General features: G+C 66.9%; 16 protein-coding genes. 7 read left to right on the top strand and 9 right to left on the bottom strand.

Features of this window, described 5'->3' with window-relative positions:
• Nucleotides 1–143: 143 nt before the first annotated feature.
• The 4 genes from ACOQFS_RS12840 to ACOQFS_RS12825 all read right to left on the bottom strand — a co-directional run bounded on the left by ACOQFS_RS12840 (nucleotide 144) and on the right by ACOQFS_RS12825 (nucleotide 5230).
• On the bottom strand, nucleotides 144–1196 hold the full coding sequence (locus ACOQFS_RS12840; protein ID WP_421563252.1) for a bifunctional nicotinamide-nucleotide adenylyltransferase/Nudix hydroxylase: 1053 nt from the start codon (nucleotides 1194–1196) through the stop codon (nucleotides 144–146).
• A gap of 227 nt (nucleotides 1197–1423) precedes the next feature.
• Nucleotides 1424–3124: an NAD+ synthase gene (locus ACOQFS_RS12835; protein ID WP_421563251.1), complete on the bottom strand. Its 1701-nt coding sequence runs from the start codon at nucleotides 3122–3124 to the stop codon at nucleotides 1424–1426.
• A 2-nt stretch (nucleotides 3125–3126) separates the two neighbouring features.
• Entirely contained in the window at nucleotides 3127–4323 is a 1197-nt protein-coding gene (pncB, locus tag ACOQFS_RS12830; protein WP_421563250.1) for a nicotinate phosphoribosyltransferase, read from the bottom strand.
• Between the two features lie 46 nt (nucleotides 4324–4369).
• On the bottom strand, nucleotides 4370–5230 hold the full coding sequence (locus ACOQFS_RS12825; RefSeq protein WP_421563249.1) for a cysteine hydrolase: 861 nt from the start codon (nucleotides 5228–5230) through the stop codon (nucleotides 4370–4372).
• Nucleotides 5231–5389: 159 nt separating this feature from the next.
• On the opposite strand from ACOQFS_RS12825, the gene ACOQFS_RS12820 reads away from it, so the two are divergent.
• Nucleotides 5390–6064 carry an NUDIX hydrolase gene (locus ACOQFS_RS12820; RefSeq protein WP_421563248.1) on the top strand — a complete coding sequence of 225 codons (675 nt, stop codon included), beginning with the start codon at nucleotides 5390–5392 and terminating at the stop codon, nucleotides 6062–6064.
• Between the two features lie 124 nt (nucleotides 6065–6188).
• Entirely contained in the window at nucleotides 6189–7433 is a 1245-nt protein-coding gene (locus tag ACOQFS_RS12815; RefSeq protein ID WP_421563247.1) for a diguanylate cyclase, read from the top strand.
• A gap of 18 nt (nucleotides 7434–7451) precedes the next feature.
• Here the strand turns inward: ACOQFS_RS12815 and ACOQFS_RS12810 are convergent, their stop codons facing one another.
• From ACOQFS_RS12810 to metK, 3 genes are all read right to left on the bottom strand, one after another.
• Nucleotides 7452–7904: a hemerythrin domain-containing protein gene (locus ACOQFS_RS12810; RefSeq protein WP_421563246.1), complete on the bottom strand. Its 453-nt coding sequence runs from the start codon at nucleotides 7902–7904 to the stop codon at nucleotides 7452–7454.
• Nucleotides 7905–7961: 57 nt separating this feature from the next.
• Nucleotides 7962–8147: a DUF1328 domain-containing protein gene (locus ACOQFS_RS12805; protein WP_421563245.1), complete on the bottom strand. Its 186-nt coding sequence runs from the start codon at nucleotides 8145–8147 to the stop codon at nucleotides 7962–7964.
• A 327-nt stretch (nucleotides 8148–8474) separates the two neighbouring features.
• Entirely contained in the window at nucleotides 8475–9656 is a 1182-nt protein-coding gene (gene metK / locus ACOQFS_RS12800) for a methionine adenosyltransferase (protein ID WP_421563244.1), read from the bottom strand.
• Nucleotides 9657–9786: 130 nt separating this feature from the next.
• On the opposite strand from metK, the gene ACOQFS_RS12795 reads away from it, so the two are divergent.
• Nucleotides 9787–10647, top strand: a complete 861-nt coding sequence (locus ACOQFS_RS12795) for a lysophospholipid acyltransferase family protein (RefSeq protein ID WP_421563243.1) — start codon at nucleotides 9787–9789, stop codon at nucleotides 10645–10647.
• Nucleotides 10644–11510: a lysophospholipid acyltransferase family protein gene (locus tag ACOQFS_RS12790; protein ID WP_421563242.1), complete on the top strand. Its 867-nt coding sequence runs from the start codon at nucleotides 10644–10646 to the stop codon at nucleotides 11508–11510. Before ACOQFS_RS12795 ends, ACOQFS_RS12790 begins: the two co-directional genes overlap by 4 nt.
• A 47-nt stretch (nucleotides 11511–11557) precedes the next feature.
• On the opposite strand, the gene ACOQFS_RS12785 is transcribed toward ACOQFS_RS12790, so the two are convergent.
• A complete protein-coding gene (locus tag ACOQFS_RS12785; protein WP_421563241.1) occupies nucleotides 11558–12466 on the bottom strand; it encodes an alpha/beta fold hydrolase in 909 nt (302 codons plus the stop codon).
• A 64-nt stretch (nucleotides 12467–12530) separates the two neighbouring features.
• The gene (gene yihA / locus ACOQFS_RS12780) at nucleotides 12531–13307 is read right to left on the bottom strand and encodes a ribosome biogenesis GTP-binding protein YihA/YsxC (protein WP_421563240.1); all 777 of its coding nucleotides are present in this window, start codon (nucleotides 13305–13307) and stop codon (nucleotides 12531–12533) included.
• A gap of 72 nt (nucleotides 13308–13379) precedes the next feature.
• On the opposite strand from yihA, the gene ACOQFS_RS12775 reads away from it, so the two are divergent.
• The 3 genes from ACOQFS_RS12775 (at nucleotide 13380) to ccsB (ending at nucleotide 17689) form a co-directional block, all read left to right on the top strand.
• Nucleotides 13380–14024, top strand: coding sequence for a c-type cytochrome (locus ACOQFS_RS12775; RefSeq protein ID WP_421563239.1), 645 nt, complete (start codon nucleotides 13380–13382; stop codon nucleotides 14022–14024).
• A 153-nt stretch (nucleotides 14025–14177) separates the two neighbouring features.
• On the top strand, nucleotides 14178–16331 hold the full coding sequence (locus tag ACOQFS_RS12770) for a cytochrome c biogenesis protein ResB (RefSeq protein WP_421563238.1): 2154 nt from the start codon (nucleotides 14178–14180) through the stop codon (nucleotides 16329–16331).
• Nucleotides 16328–17689 carry a c-type cytochrome biogenesis protein CcsB gene (ccsB, locus tag ACOQFS_RS12765; protein WP_421563237.1) on the top strand — a complete coding sequence of 454 codons (1362 nt, stop codon included), beginning with the start codon at nucleotides 16328–16330 and terminating at the stop codon, nucleotides 17687–17689. The genes ACOQFS_RS12770 and ccsB overlap by 4 nt, the downstream gene beginning before the upstream one ends.
• Nucleotides 17690–17830 lie beyond the last annotated feature (141 nt).

Here is a 17830-nt window from a genome sequence, read left to right as displayed (position 1 = left end):
CCGCGATCCTCGGTTTTCGCGCGTTTCGCTTCGATGCCTTCTACCGCGCAGACTCCTAGCTTTTCGCCCTTTGTGACGCATGCGAGCGCACGGTCAGCGCCCCATGCAAGCAGTCCGTCCTGCAGGCCCGGTTTCTCAGCGCATCAGCCCGGCGCGGGCAGCAGCGACCCCGTGAGGTGCAGAAAGTGGTCCAGCATGTGGAAGTGGTCCTCGAAGAACTCTTCCTCCAGGGCCGCGAGCGCGGCGATGGGCGTCCACTGCACCTGCGCCGCGTCGTCGGCCGCCTGCACCTCGGGCAAGGGCGCATCGCCCAGGTCAAAGTAGTGCGCGTGCGTGATGGTGCGCCCGCGCTGGCTGCGGTCGGGGTGGTCGAACACGGACACCGACTGCAGCGCGGCGCGCATGGCGGCCTCGGGCAGCGGGCAGCGGGTTTCTTCCACCAGCTCGCGCAGGCAGGATTGCCACACGGTCTCGCGCTGTTCGATGAACCCGCCGGGCACGGCCAGTTGCCCCTTGCCGGGCGCGTGGGCGCGGCGGATCAGCAGCACCTGGTCCTGGCAGCGCAGCAGCGCATCCACCGTGACGAACACCGGCGGGTAGGGCGCGGCGGCCCAGGCTTCGCGGTAGCTGCGCAGCATGCGCCATTCCTGCTGCAGCGCCGGGTAGTGCGGGGTCTGTGCAAACGCGTGCAGCATCTCGACCGTGCTGGCCGGGATCTCGCTGGCCAGCGGTGCCAGCGCCGCGCCCACAGTGGCCGGCGTGGCGCCAAAGTACGCGTCGCGGATGGTGGTGGCGTCCATGCGGCCCTGGCGCGGCAGGTCGATCAGGGTCCACGCCGGGAAAGCGCGCAGGTAGCTGCTGGTCGCGTCCTTGAAGTGGCCCACCAGCGCCACGCGCGCACCGGCGGCGGTCCGCTGCGCCACGCCCTGGTGCACGGCCTGCACCCACACGGCTTCGTTGTAATAGTCGCGCACCGGCAGCACCTGCACGCGGTCCCGGTCGGCCTTGGGCAGGGCGCCTTTGAGCATGGCCTCGCGCTCTTGCCAGGTGAAGGGGTTCTTGGGCGAACGCGCCTGCCAGGCCGAGCCCACCACCACGATGACCTGGGGCGCCTGGCGCAGCGCCTCGTGCAGCAGCGCCAGGTGGCCGCTGTGCACGGGCTCAAAACGGCCGATGAGGAGGGCGGTGTCGTGCATGGGTCTCCTGGATCTTGAATATTTTTGCCTTGCAGCGGTTGGTGGATGAGCGCTGACAGCTACTGTTTTGATAGTAATTTTAAGCGGCGGGGCGCGGCGGTCCTGCAACTTCCCTGGGCCTTGCACATCTCCCTACCGTTCACGCTGAGCCTGTCGAAGCGCGGCACCCGGCTTCGACAGGCTCAGCCCGAACGGTTGGGGGGTACTGGGATTTGCCCAGGATCGCATCACACATACCGCGCCGCAATCGGCATCTGCCGCCCGCTGCCAAACGCCCGGGCCCGCACGCGCAGGATGGGCGGGGCCTGCCGCCGCTTGTATTCGTTGCGCGCCACCATGGCGTGGATGCGTGTCACCAGCGCAGCGCCGGCGTCGGTCTCGTGCAGCTGCGCCACGACGGCCTGGGCCTGCGTGTGTTCGGCCGGACCCAGCCGGTCGCCCTCGATCAGCAGCTTGAGGATCTCGTCCAGCACGGGGTAGGGCGGCAGGCTGTCGGTGTCGCGCTGGTCCGGGGCCAGCTCGGCCGAGGGCTCCTTGTCGATGATGGCCTGCGGAATCAGCTCGCGCCCCGCGTGCTTGTTGACGTGGCGGGACAGGGCGAACACCTCCGTCTTGTACAGGTCGCCGATCAGCCCCAGGCCGCCGTTGGTGTCGCCATACAGCGTGCAGTAGCCCACCGAGATTTCGCTCTTGTTGCCCGTGGTGAGCAGCAGGTGGCCAAAGGCGTTGGAGTATTCCATCAGCACCGTGCCCCGGATGCGGGCCTGCAGGTTTTCGAGCGGCAGGCCGGAGAGCGGCTGGCCGAAGCTGGCTTCGAACTGCTGCGCATAGCCCGCCACCAGATCGGCGATGGGGTGCGTGTGCAACTGCACGCCCAGGTTCTGGCACAGCGCCACCGAGTCATCCACCGAGCCGCTGCTGGAAAAGCGCGAGGGCATGGTCACGCCCACCACGTTGTCGGGCCCCAGCGCCTCGGCGGCCAGGGCCAGCGTCAGCGCGCTGTCGATGCCGCCCGAGCTGCCCACCACCACCTGCGTGAAGCCGCAGCGGCGTGCGTAATCGCGCAGGCCCAGCACGATCTGCTGGCGGTAGAACGCCATGGTGGGCAGCCCCTGCGCTGGCACGGGGGCGGGGCGCTGGCCATCGGCCGTTAAAAAGCGGCCGCCTTCGAACTGCAGCGTGCGCACGTCTTCTTCAAAGCGCGGCGCTTCGAACACGACGCCCGCCTCGGGCTCGACGGCAAAGCAGGCGCCGTCATACACCAGCTGGTCGTGCCCGCCCACCTGGTTCACGTACAGGATGGGCAGGCCGTGGCGGCGCGACGAGCCGCTGAAAAGCGTGTGGCGCTGCTCGCGCTTGCCGATGTGGCTGGGGCTGGCATTGATGCTGACCACCAGGTCGGGTGCCGCGTCGCGCAGGCGCTCGAAGGGGTTGGTGGCGTAGTCGGTGCCGTGGTCGTTCCAGCCGTCCTCGCACACCAGCAGTCCCACCTGGCAGTCGCCCACGCGCAGCACCTTGGCCACGTCGGGGCCGGGCTCGAAATGGCGGCGCTCGTCGAAGATGTTGTAGGTGGGCAGCAGCTGCTTGGCATATTGCAGGCGCACCGCGCCGCCCTGCAGCACCAGCAGGCTGTTGTGCAGCTTCTTGCCCGGGCCGCTGGTGGGTGTGGGCGCACCCACCACCCAGTGCAGCTGGGGCAGATCGGCCGAGGCCTGTTGCAGGGCCTCGATGCCCGCCGCGATGCGCCGCTGGAAGTCCGGCTCGTCCAGCAGGTCGCCAGGGTAGTAGCCGCACACCGCCAGTTCGCTGAACACGACGATCTGCGAATGGTCGCGCGCGGCCTGTTGGGCCGCGGCCACCATGCGGGCGACGTTGCCTTCGATGTCGCCCACGGTGAAGTTGAGTTGGGCAAGGGTGATGCGCAGCATGGTCACGTCTCCTTCACTTGAAACACCTGGCGCAGATAGGCCAGGTAGGTTTCATCGTCGCACAGCGTCTTGCCCGGCGTGTCCGATAGTTTTGCCACCGGCTGCCCATTGGCGCGCACGAGCTTCATCACGATGTTGAGTGGCGTGTGGTGGGCGCCCATGTCGTTGGTGAGGTGGGTGCCAATGCCAAAGCCCAGCTGCGTGCGGTCGCCAAAGTGGCGGTAGAGCATGAGGGCGCGGTCCAGGTTCAGCCCGTCTGAAAAGACGAGCCGCTTGGTGTGCGCGTCGATGCGCAGCTTGGCATAGTGCGCCAGGGCCTTTTCGCCCCAGGCCACCGGGTCGCCCGAGTCGTGCCGCAGGCCGTCGAACAGCTTGGCGAAGTACAGGTCGAAGTCGGCCAGGAAGGCGTCCATGCCCACGGTGTCGGTCAGCGCAATGCCCAGGTCGCCGCGGTACTCCTGCACCCAGTCTTCGAGCGCGGCCTTCTGAAAGTCCCGCAGCCGCACGCCCAGCGCCTGGTAGCTTTGCAGGTATTCGTGCGCCATGGTGCCGATGGGCACCAGGCCCAGGTCGCGTGCCAGCAGCACATTGCTCGTGCCCTTGAACCACTCGGGCGCCTCGCGCGCAAAAGTCTGCACCACCTCGCGCTGCCAGGCGCCGCTGTAGCGCCGGCGCAGCCCAAAGTCGAACAGCTCGAACGGGTGGCGCAGCGTGGCTTGGCGGCCCAGCGCCTGCAGCTGCTGCACCTTGGCGGCCAGGCGCTCGCGCCCGTGGGCCAGCGCGGCGGGCGCGTCGACGCGGCGAAAGTACAGCTCGTTCACGATGGCCAGCACGAAGATCTCAAACCCCATCACATGCACCTGCGGCCCCTGCGCCACGATGTGCAGCTGCCCGCCTTCGGCCCAGGCGCGGATGAAGCTGCGCTGGAACTGGAAGATGCGCAGAAAGTCGACGAAATCGCTCTTGATGTAGCGCAGGCTGCCCACGTAGGCCAGCTCATCGGGCGTGAAGCGCAGGCTGCACAGGTGGTCCAGCGCGGCGTTCACCTCGGGCAGCAGCTCGGCCAGCGGGTAGGCGGGGGTGTTGCGGCACACAAAGCGGTATTCGCTCTGCGTTTGCGGGTGGCGGTGCAGCAGCGCCTGCCACATGGTGAACTTGTAGAGATCGGTGTCGAGCAGGCTGGTGATGACGGGGGTCATGTGGATGCTCCTTGTTTGATAGCTGATGGCGCTTGATGGATAAGCGCTAAAGGCTGATTTCACTCATATTGCTGAGCTGTGCGCCAGCAGCACGCATGCCGTCCAGGAACGCCTGGTGCTGCGCCTCGAACCCGCGCACGGGGCTCATGCCATCGGTCAGCAGCACGATGCGGCCCGCCTGCCAGCCAGGCACAAGGCGGGGCAGGTGCTGCACGATGTGTTCGGTGGTCGACCGCACGCAGTGGCTGCTGGCCTCGCCAGCGATCAGCAGCACATCGGCCTGGCCCAGCTGGTGCAGCAGGGCCACGTTGAGCGCCGTGTCCGGGTCTTCGGGATCGGTCACCTCGGCCTGTATGGCGCTGTAGTGCTCGGTCCAGGGATTGGTGCCCTTGAACACGTTATGCACCGCGCGCTGGCGCTGCAGCTGCCAGGCGCCGCAGGCGGCCAGCACGTCGGCGTGCACGCCATGGCCCCAGCTGCCCACTTCGCAGTGCACGGGCCACACCATCAGCGTGTAGCGGCCCTGGGCCTCCAGCGCGTCCAGGTATTGCAGCGTGCGCGGCAGGCCCGCGGCGTCGCGCGGGGCGAAATCGCCCGCGCGCACCTCGGCGGCGGTGATCGGGGTGAAGGGCGCCACGTCGTCCCCTGCGCCGGTCTGCCAGAAGCCGGGGTGGGCGATGTCGAAGCGCTGGTGCGAATCGAGCGTGACGGTGATCGCATCGAGCAGCGCGCCCTGGCGGCGGATGAACTGCGCCACGCGCTGCAGGTCGGCGTGCGCCCCGGCAACAGGCAGGCTGGGTGCGATGGAGCGGCCGGTGAGCGCGTCGCTGGGCTGCCAGGCGGCGGGCAGGTCGCAGAAATCGTTTTGCGGGTCGATCACCAGAAGCTGGAGCTTGCTGCGGGACATGGTCTTCTCCTTGGGTTGCTGGGCCCAGTGTAGCCTTGTTAGTACAAAAAATAAACTAAGTAAGTTGAAAGCAGGTGTTTCTATGGCGCGGGCTGGGCCGCGAGGTTTGATGTTCGTTCAAGTTTGTGACAAACTGGTCCCTCTTCTCTTTCTCTGTCCATGAATGTCCCCGCCGCTCCCGCCGTGATCTGCACCGTCGATGTGGTGTTGCTGACCCTGCACGAGGGTGCGCTGCAGGTGGCGCTGGTCCAGCGCGAGCGCGCACCCTTTGCCGGTGTGCTGGCCCTGCCCGGCGGCTATATCCATGCGCAGGAGGACGCCGATGCCCAGGCCGCCGCCGCGCGGGTGTTGCGCGACAAGGCCGGGTTGCACAGCCCGTATCTGGAACAGCTGGCCACCTTCTCCGGCCCGGCGCGCGACCCACGCGGCTGGTCGCTGGCGGTGGCCTATTGCGCGCTGGTGCCGCACGGCCTGCTGGCGGCGGCGCCCATGCTGGTGCTGGCGCCCGTGGCCCGGCTGCCGCAACTGCCGTTCGACCACCGGGCCATGGTCGACGCGGCCGTGGCGAGGGTGCGCAGCAAAAGCCAGTACTCGTCGATGCCCGTGCACCTGTGCACCGAGCCGTTCACGCTGCCGCAGCTGCAGGCGGTGTACGAGGCGGTGCTGGGCGAACCGCTGAACAAGGTGAGCTTTCGCCGCAAGATGGACGAGTTGGAGCTGCTGGAGCCACTGCCCGGCGCGCTGCAGACGGGCGGCGCGCACCGGCCGGCGCAGCTGTACCGGGTGCGGGCCGCATACCGGCGCAGCCTGGCGCTGAGCACGCGCGGGCTGTAGCGCGCACGCGGCACAACGGGCGCAGCGCGCAAAAAAGGTTTGGCCGAAACCACGGAATCTGGCAAAAACGCGGGCATTCAACCAAGAACCGGCGGCATCGTGCCCCGGCCGTACAGGGAGATCCATGTCTTTGCGGCTCAAATTCAATCTGGTGCTGGCGGCCGTGCTGCTGCTGGCCGTGCTGGGGGCGGGCCTGTATGTGCACCGCTTCCTGCAGAAGACCGCCATCGAGGAGGTTCAGCACAACTCGCAGATCATGATGCACTCGGCCATGGCGATCCGCGACTACACCACCGAGCTGGTCAAGCCCCACCTCGACGTCACGCTGGCCGAGAAGTTCCTGCCGCAGACCGTGCCGGCCTATGCCGCCACCGAGACACTGCGGCGCCTGCAGAACCGCTTTCCGGGCTATGAGTACAAGGAGGCCGTGCTCAACCCCACCAACCTGCGCGACCGTGCCAACGACTGGGAAGAGCGCATCATCCGCGACTTCCGCGACGGCCGGGCGGACCCCAAGAAGGAAGCGACGGGCGAGGTGGGCGAAGGCATGCACCGTGCCATGTATGTGGCACGGCCCATCACCATCCGCCAGCCGCAGTGCCTGGCCTGCCACAGCACCCCGCAGGCCGCGCCGCCCACCATGATCAAGGTGTATGGCGACCAGAACGGCTTCGGCTGGAAGATGAATGAGACGGTGGGCATCCAGGTGGTGAAGGTGCCGATGTACTTCCCGCTGGAAAAGGCCCGCCAGACGTTCTACAACGTCATGGGCGCGCTGGTGCTGAGCTTTGTGCTGCTGTTCGTGGTGCTCAATCTCTCGCTGTCGTCGCTGGTGATCGAGCCCATGGCGCGGCTCAACAGCAAGCTGGAAGACCTGGCCACCAAGGACTTCCTGACCGACCTGGTCAACCGCCGCCGGTTCTTCGAGCGGCTGGAAACAGAGATGGCGGAAACACGCATCAAGAAGAGCAGCCTGTCGGTGGTGATGTTCGATATCGACTTCTTCAAGCGCATCAACGACACCTTCGGGCACGACTCGGGGGACGTGGTGCTCAAGAGCACCGCCCTGCGCGTGCGCGAACTGCTGCGGTCGTCCGACTGCGCTGCGCGGTTTGGCGGCGAGGAGTTCATCATCCTGCTCAAGGAAACCCCCATGGACGCGGCCATGGCCATGGCCGAAGCCGTGCGGGCGCGCATCGCCAGCGTGCCGTTCGACGCAGTGGGCCACGTCAGCGCCAGTTTTGGTGTGGCCACCTGGGACCACAAGGAAGATAGCCACGCGCTCATCAAGCGCGCTGACACGGCGCTGTATGCCGCCAAGTCGCAAGGGCGCAACTGCGTGGTGCAGGCCCAGGACCCCGCCGCCTGAAGGGAAGGCGCAGCGGGGTCAGGCGGTGGTGGTCTTGGCCTCTTCGTAGGTGGCGACGTAGTCCTTCGCCAGCTGCGCTTTCTGCTTTTCCGTCAGCAGCTTGCCCGCCATCTGGAAGAACTTGTGTTCTTCCTCCTTCAGGTGGTGCTCCACCTTGTCCGCCAGCTTCTTGGCCAGCGGCAGCCATGCCGGTGTTGCGGGGTCGGCATCTTCCAGCGACTCCACCAGTTCGTCGAGCTCATGGTGTTCGGCGATGGCATGGCGGGACAGGTCGACGCCTGCGTCGTGGTCCATGAGCGGGACGTAGAAGTGGCGCTCTTCCGCCAGCTCGTGCGCGAGCAGCTCGGTCTTGAGCTGTTCGAACAGCGCCTGGCGCTCGGGCGTGTCGCCGCTGGTGGCTACGAGCTGGCGGTACAGGTCGCGCTGCCGTTCGTGGCTCTCGCGCAGGGCTTCAAAGATGTTCTGGGACATGAAAAGGCTTTCGTGGGTTGTGGATGTTGTCGTGGGAGGGGGCGGGCGCGGGGCCCGTTATTTGAGAGCCTTGCGCGCGGCGCCCACGCCGGCGACGGCCAGCACCACAAACACGACGGCGATGATCAGGAAGATCACGAACAGCACCTTGGCGATCCCGGCGGCACCGGCAGCCACACCGGTGAAGCCCAGCGCACCGGCAACGAGGGAGATCAGGGCAAAAATGATGGCGTACTTCAGCATGATGGGCACTCCTTGCGGGGGTTGAGATGCAGCCTTGCGCTGCGTCAAGACGTGAACCAAAGATACTGAGAGGGGCAAGGCGCTGCCGTCAGCACGCGCGGGATGTGGCTGTAGGAGAGAGGCGGTGCGCTGGACGGGCGTGGGAAAGAAAAAAGTCGCAGTGGGTGGGCACTGCGGCTTGGGGTGAGGGTGGGGGGCGGCGGGATTTGCAGCCAGGCTGCTGCACGGAGTGCAGCAGCCTTGTCCGTACGTTGGTCTCCGTTCACATCGCTCACGCGATATGAACTCCGCCCGAAGACCGAAAACCGCTCTAAAGCGCGGCGGGCTTTACAGCCCGGCTGCGGCACGCAGTGCCGCAGCTTTATCGGTCTTCTCCCAACTGAACTCGGGTTCTTCGCGGCCGAAGTGGCCGTAGGCGGCGGTCTTTTCGTAGATGGGGCGCAGCAGGTCGAGCATCTGGATGATGCCCTTGGGGCGCAGGTCGAAGTGCGCGCGCACCAGCTGGGCGATCTGCTCGTCGGGGATCACGCCCGTGCCTTCGGTGTAGACCGTGATGTTCATCGGTTCGGCCACGCCGATGGCGTAGGCCACCTGGATCTGGCACTGGCGCGCCAGGCCGGCCGCCACGATGTTCTTGGCGACGTAGCGCGCGGCGTAGGCGGCCGAGCGGTCCACCTTCGTCGGGTCCTTGCCGCTGAAGGCGCCACCGCCGTGCGGGCAGGCACCGCCGTAGGTGTCCACGATGATCTTGCGGCCCGTGAGACCGCAGTCGCCTTGCGGGCCGCCGATGACGAAGCGGCCGGTGGGGTTGATCAGGTAGCGCGTGTCCTTGAGCCATTCCTGGGGCAGCACGGGCTTGATGATCTCTTCGATGATGGCCTCGGTGAACGAGGCCTTCATCTTGGTCTGCGTCTCGCTCTGCTCGGGGTGGTGCTGGGTGGAGAGCACCACGGTGTCGATGCTGTGGGGCTTGCCGTCCACGTAGCGCATCGTCACTTGCGACTTGGCGTCTGGGCGCAAGAAGGGCAGGCGGCCGTCCTTGCGCAGCTGGGCCTGGCGCTCGACCAGGCGGTGCGCGTAGTAGATGGGCGCGGGCATCAGCTCGGGCGTCTCGTCGCAGGCGTAGCCGAACATCAGGCCCTGGTCACCGGCACCGGTGTTCAGGTGGTCGTCGCTCGCGTGGTCCACGCCCTGGGCGATGTCGTTGCTCTGCTTGTCGTAGGCCACGAGCACGGCGCAGCCTTTGTAATCAATGCCGTAGTCGGTGTTGTCGTAGCCGATGCGCTTGATGGTGTCGCGCGCCACCTGGATGTAGTCCACGTGGGCGTTGGTGGTGATCTCGCCGGCCAGCACGACGAGGCCGGTGTTGGTCAGCGTTTCGGCCGCCACGCGGCTGCGGGGGTCTTGTTTGAAGATCGCGTCGAGGATCGCGTCCGAAATCTGGTCCGCCACCTTGTCGGGGTGGCCTTCCGAGACGGATTCCGAGGTGAAGAGAAAGTCGTTCGCCATTTGAATAAACTCCTGTGTCGGCATTTGGGGCGTTGCCCTCACCCCGAAGGAGCTCTGGCGAACGCTTTAGCAGATTTTTTTTACGTCGCCCTGCAAGTTGCTCATTTAACTCAGCGACCCCCGCATTTTAATGCCACTCGTCTTCCGATTCTTTTCCGTGTTTCCTCTGTGGGTGCTGCACGCCCTGGGCGCGGCCATGGGCTGGGCGGCGTTCATCGCGTCGCCCACGTACCGGCGCCGCTTTCTGGCCCACTCGGCGCTGGCCGGGTATTCGTTCGGGCAGGTGCGTGCTGCGGTGGCCCACGCCGGCCGCATGGTGGCCGAGCTGCCGCGCCTGTGGCTGGGTGCGACCATGCCCTGCGCGCTGCGGGGCGAGGCCTGTGTGGAGCAGGCCTATGCGCAGGGGCGCGGCGTTCTGTACCTCACGCCGCACCTGGGCTGCTTCGAGCTGTCGGCCCAGGCCGCGGCGCAGCGCTTCAGCGCTGAGCGCGGGCCGATCACCGTGCTGTACCGCCCCGCGCGCCAGGCCTGGCTGGCCAAGGTGATGGAGACCGCCCGCAACCGCCCCGGCATGCTGGCCGTGCCCACCACGCTGGCGGGCGTGCGCCAGATGATCAAGGCCCTGCGCCGGGGCGAGGCCGTGGGCCTGCTGCCCGACCAGGTGCCGCCCTCGGGCCAGGGCCTGTGGGCGCCGTTCTTCGGCCGTGACGCCTACACCATGACGCTGGCCGTGCGCCTGGCGCAGCAGACGGGCGCGGCCGTGGTGCTGGCGCGCTGCGAGCGCCTGCCTTGGGGGCGTGGCTACGTCACCCACTTCGAGCCGCTGCCCGCGCCGCTGTCCGACGACATGGCGCAGGCGGTGCTGCAGATCAACCAGGCCATGGAGCACCTGATCCGACAATGTCCCGCGCAGTACCTGTGGGGCTACGGCCGCTACAAGCAGCCGCGCGTCGATGCGCCGCCGCCCGCAACCGCCGAGGCCGGTGCATGAGCGGCCGCCTGGGTGTGTGGTTCATGGGCGTGCTGGCGCGGTTGCCGCTGCCGGTGCTGCGCGGCATGGGCTGGTTGCTGGGGCAGGTGGCCTATGCGCTGGTGGTGCGGCGGCGCAAGGTGGCGCTGCGCAACCTGGCGCTGTGTTTTCCCGACTGGACCGAGGGGCGCCGCCGCGCGGTGGCGCGCTCCAACTTCGTGGCCTTCTGCCAGACCTGGCTGGACCGCAGCTGGCTGTGGTCGGCGCCGCGCCATGTGGTGGAACAGCGCGTGCGCCTGAGTGGCGCCATGCACGAGCTGGAGGGCGACACGCCCACCATCCTGTTTGCGCCGCACTTCTATGGCCTGGACGCCGGTGGCCTGGCCCTGCCGCTGAACACGTCGAGGGCCTTCACGTCCATCTTCGCCACGCACCCCGACCCGGCGGTGGACGCCTGGTTCATGGCCGGGCGCCAGCGCTTTGGCGACGTGCGCATGCTCAACCGCGCCGACGGCGTCAAGCCCATCATCGCCAACCTGCGCAAGGGCGGGCTGCTGTACCTGCTGCCCGACATGGACTACGGCCGCAACGATTCGCTGTTCGTGCCGTTCTATGGCGTGACGGCGGCCACGATTCCGTCGCTGCCCCGCTTTGCGCGGCTGGGCCGGGCCAAGGTGGTGGGCGTGTACTCGCGCATGACGCCGACCGGCTACGTCGCCGAGGTCTCGCCCGCCTGGGCCGACTACCCCACCGACGATGCAGAGGCCGACACCGCACGCATGAACCGCGAGCTGCAGGCCGTGATCGACACCATGCCCGAGCAGTACTACTGGGTGCACAAGCGCTTCAAGACGCGGCCCGAGGGCGAGCCGCCGGTGTATTGATTCCGGTTGAAAATCGGCCTCAGCGCTTATCCTGTATGGGCTGAGTGCTATTGATTTGATTGCACGAACCGGCGCAGCTCCTGGGCCACGCGTTCCGGGTGTTCGTGCACCACCCAGTGCGTCGCGTGTTCGATCGGCTGCACCTGCAGCCGCGGGATCCAGCCCGGCAGGCCGTCCAGCAGCCCCGGCAGCAGCGCGGGGTCGTCCATCGCCCACAGCACCAGCGTGGGCACGGCCACGGTGAGCATGGACTCGGGCAGCGTGATGGCCTGTGCGCCCGGGTCATCGTCGCGCGGCGGGCGGATGGGGCTGGCGCGGTAGTAGTTGCACGCGCCGGTCAGGCCCTGCTGCCACAGCGCGCGGTACTGGGCGCGCACCGGTTCCGTCAGCCAGGCGGGGGCGCGCCCTGCAGGGTCGTCGAAGAAGGCAAACAGGCGGCGGAAATCGTCCTCGGCCAGCAGGGTCTCTGCGTCGGGGCGGCACAGGAAGTGCATGTACTGGCTAGCGGCCTGCTGGGCCGCGTTGTGCGACAGCTCGCGCACGAAGGCGCCGGGGTGGGGCGAATTGATGATGGCCAGGCGCTTCATGCGCTGCGGCTGCTGGTTGGCCAGGTTCCAGGCCACGGCGCCGCCCCAGTCGTGTGCCACCAGGCATTCCAGCACGCCGCCCGGGGCCTCGGCGGCGATCAGCGCGGAGAGGTCCTGCACCAGGTGTTTGGCCCGGTAGGCCTCGACATCGGCCGGGCTGCTCGACGCGCCAAAGCCCCGCAGGTACGGAGCGATGCACCGGTAGCCGCCGTTCTCAGGCCGCGCAAAGTGTGCCAGCTGCTCGTCCCAGATGAAGGCGCCCTCGGGGAAGCCATGCAGGAACAGCATCACCGGGCGCCCCGCCACGCCGCTCGTGCGGCAGTGCAAGGTGGTGCCGTGGGGCAGGGAGACGGAGCGGGTGTCGATCATGGCGCTGTCCACTGTTCGCTATATTTTTAATAGCTTCCAGCGCTTGATGGATAAGCGCTGGGGCCTACTTTGACTGCAAATCGTCGGGGGCCAACCCCGGTGCGGGGCCGGCCTCGGCGTCGGTGTCGGCATCGGTGATGGCCTCGGCCGGCGCTGCGGGTGTGGCCGCGCCCACCGGGTGCGCCCACTGCCACAGCAGCTGCGCCACCTCGTCCACGCCCTGCTTCTTCAGGGCCGAGAACATCTTCACCTCTCCGCCGCCCGCGTTCAGTCGCGTAATCGACAGCACCTTGGCCTGCTCGGCGCGCGTGAGCTTGTCGGCCTTGGTCAGCACGATGAGGAACTTCAGGCCTTGTTCGACCCGTGGGCGCACCACTTCGAGCAATGCCTCGTCCAGCTCGGTCAGGCCCAGGCGTGGGTCGCACAGCAGCACGATGCCGGTGAGACCGGGGCGGCTGACCAGGTAGTTGACCATCACCTGCTGCCAGCGCACCTTGTCAGAACGCGACACGGCCGCGTAGCCGTAGCCGGGCAGGTCGGCCAGCACAGCGTCCGTCACGCCCTGCTTGCCCAGCGCGAACAGGTTGATGTGCTGCGTGCGGCCGGGCTTCTTGGAGGCGAAGGCCAACTGCTTTTGCTGGGTCAGGGTGTTGATGCAGGTGGACTTGCCGGCGTTGGAGCGGCCCACGAAGGCGATCTCGGGCACCTCGATGGGCGGCAGGTGGTGCAGCTGGGCGGCCGTGGTCAGGAACCGGGCGGTGTGCATCCACCCCATGGCGATCTTGGCGTCAGGTGCAGGCGGAAGAGAGCCAGCAACTGGCACAGTGGGAGAGGTCGTCATGGGAGTTTGGGAGGCTTGGGGTGCTCATTGTAGAATCGCCAAGTTTTGCGCACATAAACATACACCCTCGATATGAAGTTGCTCGCCTCTTTGCTGACGGCTGCCGCACTGGCAGCACCTGTGTTCTCGGCCTACGCAGCGGGGCAAGCTCCCGCAGCGGCACCCAAGGCGGCAGCCAAGCCCGATCTCGTGAAGGGTGAGGCGAGCTACACCGCGGTCTGCGCCGCCTGCCACGGCGCCGATGGCAATTCGGCCATCGCGGCCAATCCCAAGCTGTCGCAGCAGCATCCCGAATACCTGGTCAAGCAGCTGCAAGAGTTCAAGTCCGGTAAGCGCAACAACGCCGTGATGAAGGGCTTTGCCGCCGCGCTGTCGGACGACGACATGAAGAACATTGCCTACTGGGTCACTGCCAAGGCTGCCAAGCCCGGCTTCGCCAAGGACAAGGACCTGGTCACGCTGGGCGAGCGCATCTACCGGGGCGGCATTGCAGACCGCAACATCGCGGCCTGCGCAGGATGCCACAGCCCCAACGGCGCCGGCATCCCTGCCCAATACCCACGCCTGTCCGGCCAGCACGCTGACTACACCGCTGCGCAGCTCGTGATGTTCCGTGATGGCACGCGCGCCAACAGCACCCAGATGACGCAAGTGGCCGCCAAGCTCAACGACAAGGAAATCAAGGCCGTGTCGGACTACATTGCCGGCCTGCGCTGATGGTTGATTGACACCGATCAACGCGCGGCCTGGCTGACCCGGCCGCACGGAACCTACCGCCAATAACAAACCCAAAACGGGCGGGTCCATCGAGGTGATGGTCCCGCCCTTTTTTCTTTCGGCTTGCGCCGCGTTTCCGCCCCTGGCTCCTCCATGTCCGACTCCACCCAAGGCCTTCGCATCCAGTCTGGTTCCCAGGCCTGGCGCGCCGCGATCGAACTGCTGTCGTCCATGCGGTTCGCCATCTCGCTGCTGACGGTGATCTGCATCGCATCGGTGATCGGCACGGTGCTCAAGCAGCACGAACCGGCGGCCAACTACGTCAACCAGTTCGGGCCGTTCTGGGCCGAGCTGTTCGGCGCCCTTCAGCTCAACGCGGTGTACAGCGCCTGGTGGTTCCTGCTGATCCTGGCCTTTCTCGTCATCAGTACCTCGCTGTGCATCGCCCGGAACACGCCCAAGATCCTGGTGGACCTGAAGGCCTACAAGGAAAACATCCGCGAGCAGAGCCTCAAGGCGTTTCACCACAAGGCCGAGGCCGAGCTGCCCCAGTCTGCCGAGGTCGAGGCGCGGCGCATTGGCACGCTGCTGGCGGGCGGCGGCTGGAAGGTGCGGCTGCAGCAGCGCGACACCAGCGCCGGCGTCGGCACGGGCTGGATGGTGGCCGCGAAGGCGGGTGCCGCCAACAAGCTCGGCTACATTGCCGCGCACAGTGCCATCGTGCTCGTGTGCGTGGGCGGGCTGCTGGACGGCGACCTCATCGTGCGCGCGCAGATGCTGCTGGGCGGCAAGTCGGTGTACTCCGGCGGCGGGCTGATTGCCGACGTGCAGCCCGAGCACCGGCTATCGGAGCGCAACCCCACCTTTCGCGGCAACCTGCTGGTGGCCGAGGGCACGCAGTCCAGCACGGCCATCCTGAACCAGTCCGACGGCGTGCTGCTGCAGGACCTGCCTTTTGCCATCGAGCTCAAGAAGTTCATCGTGGAGCACTATTCCACCGGCATGCCCAAGCTGTTTGCCAGCGAGATCATCATTCACGACAAGGCCACGGGCGAGAAGACGCCTGCGCGCGTCGAGGTGAACCATCCGGCCAGCTACAAGGGCATCGAGATCTACCAGTCGAGCTTTGACGACGGGGGTTCGCACCTCAAGCTGCGCGCCGTGCCCATGGTGGCGGGCGCCAAGGGGTTTGATGTGGAGGGCGTGGTGGGCGGCTCGACCCAGCTCGTCAACAGTGGCGGTGGCGCCGGTGCCGACACGCTGACGCTGGAATTCACCGCGCTGCGCACCATCAACGTCGAGAATTTCGCAGACGCGTCGGGCAGCGGCTCCGGCGCCGATGTGCGCAAGGTCGATCTGCGCGAGTCGGTGGAATCGCGCCTGGGGGCCGCCAACAAGACGGTCACCAAAAAAGAGCTGCGCAACGTGGGCCCCAGCGTGAACTACAAGCTGCGCGACGCCGCCGGCCAGGCCCGCGAGTTCCACAACTACATGCTGCCGGTGGACACGGGCGACGGCGTAGCCGTGTTCCTGCTCGGTGTGCGCGAAACCCCTTCAGAGCCTTTTCGCTACCTGCGCATTCCGGCGGACGAGCAGGGCGGCATGGACGGCTTCTTGCGCATGAAGGCAGCGCTGGCCGACGCACCCACGCGCGAGGAGGCCGTGCGGCGCTACGTCGCCCAGGCCATCGACAATTCGCGCCCCGATCTGGCCGAGCAGCTGTACCAATCGGCACTGCGCGCGCTGGCATTGTTCGCGGGCCAGGGCATGGTGAATGGCAAGCCCTCGGGCGGCTTGCAGGCCGTGTCCGACTTCATGGAGGGCAACGTGCCCGAAGCCGAACGCGAGCGCGCGGGCGAGGTTCTGGTGCGCATCCTCAACGGCACGCTTTTCGAGGTGGCACAGCTGTCCCGCCAGCGCGCCGGACTGCCGGCGCTGCCGCAGGATGAACGCACGCGCGCCTTCATGACACAGGCGGTGCTGTCGCTGAGCGATGCCCAGATCTACCCCGCGCCGCTGGCCTTCGAGCTCAAGGATTTCACGCAGGTGCAGGCCAGCGTTTTCCAGGTGGCGCGAGCGCCCGGCAGAAACATCGTCTACCTGGGCTGCGCCTTGCTGATCCTGGGCATTTTTGCCATGCTGTATGTGCGCGAGCGGCGCATCTGGGTCTGGCTGGCGCCGGGCGATGGGCGCACGCACGCCACCATGGCGCTCTCCACCAACCGCAAGACGCTGGACGGCGACCAGGAATTTGTCCAGCTCGCACAGAAACTGATCGGGGCACCGCCCCGCGAAGGCTCACCATGAATCCCGCGACCTCCTCCTCCCCTTCGACTGCAGCGGCAGCGACCATCACGCTGAACGAAGGCTTCTTTGCGCGCCGCAACTGGTTTGACTGGCTGTTTGCCGCTCTGGTGGTGGTGGGTGGGCTGTTCGCGCTGCAGCGCTACGGCAGCTTCATGGATGGCTATGAAAAAGGCATTCTGCTGGGGGCCATCCCGTGCACCATCTGGCTGTGCTGGTTCTGGCGGCCCTTGCGCGGCCTTCTGCTCATCGTGGCGGCGTTCGCGCTGATGGCCATTGGCCTGTATCAGCAGGACGGCGCGGGGCAACTGGCGCGCGCCGACACGGTGTTCGGCCTCAAGTATTTCCTCTCCAGCCAGTCCGCCATCCTGTGGATGAGCATGCTGTTCTTCATGAGCACGGCGTTCTACTGGATCGGCATGTTCTCGCGCGGCGAGGGCCGCACCATGGGCCTCATCGGATCGCGCATTGCGTGGGTGGCGGTGGCCATGGCGCTCATCGGCACGCTGGTGCGCTGGTACGAGAGCTACCTGATCGGCCCCGACATCGGCCACATCCCGGTGAGCAACCTCTACGAAGTGTTCGTGCTGTTCTGCTGGATGACAGCGGCGTTTTATCTTTACTACGAAGAGCAGTACGACACGCGCGCGCTGGGCGGCTTCGTGATGCTGGTGGTGAGTGCGGCGGTGGGTTTTCTGCTGTGGTACACGGTGGTGCGCGAGGCGCACGAGATCCAGCCGCTGGTGCCCGCGCTCAAGAGCTGGTGGATGAAGCTGCACGTACCCGCCAACTTCATCGGCTATGGCACCTTTGCGCTGGCCGCCATGGTGGCCTTTGCCTATCTCATCAAGCAGCAGGCCACTGAGACCCGCTGGTACAAGCTGGCGCCACTGTGGCTGCTGGGCGTGGTGCTGTGCTTTGAGCCCATCGTGTTCCGCCAGGGCGCGTCCGACAGCGGCGGCGGCTACTGGATGGTGTATTTCGGCATCTCGGCGCTCATCGTGGCCGGCATATTGCTTGGTCGCAAGCGCATCGCAGAACGCCTGCCGTCGTTCGAAATCCTGGACGACGTGATGTACAAGTCCATCGCCGTGGGGTTTGCGTTCTTCACCATCGCCACCGTGCTGGGCGCCCTCTGGGCGGCGGAGGCCTGGGGCGGCTACTGGAGCTGGGACCCGAAGGAGACCTGGGCGTTGATCGTCTGGCTCAACTATGCGGCCTGGCTGCACATGCGCCTGATGAAAGGGCTGCGCGGCACGGTGTCAGCCTGGTGGGCGCTCGTGGGTCTGGCGGTGACCACGTTCGCGTTTCTGGGGGTGAACATGTTCCTGAGCGGGTTGCACAGCTACGGTACGCTCTAGTCCACTGAATCCGAGAAATCGACTGTGCGCCGGGGCTGCAGCGGGATGCCCGGACAGGCGCCTGGCGCAGTCAAGGCTGGCTGCCTTGACAAGGCAGGCAACGCAGCCGGGTGCCCGCCGCTGCCCCGGCCCAAAGGGTGA

This window comes from Paracidovorax sp. MALMAid1276 (genome assembly GCF_049198005.1).
GTDB lineage: Bacteria > Pseudomonadota > Gammaproteobacteria > Burkholderiales > Burkholderiaceae_C > Acidovorax.
This window is presented reverse-complemented; position numbering and strand designations above follow the sequence as displayed.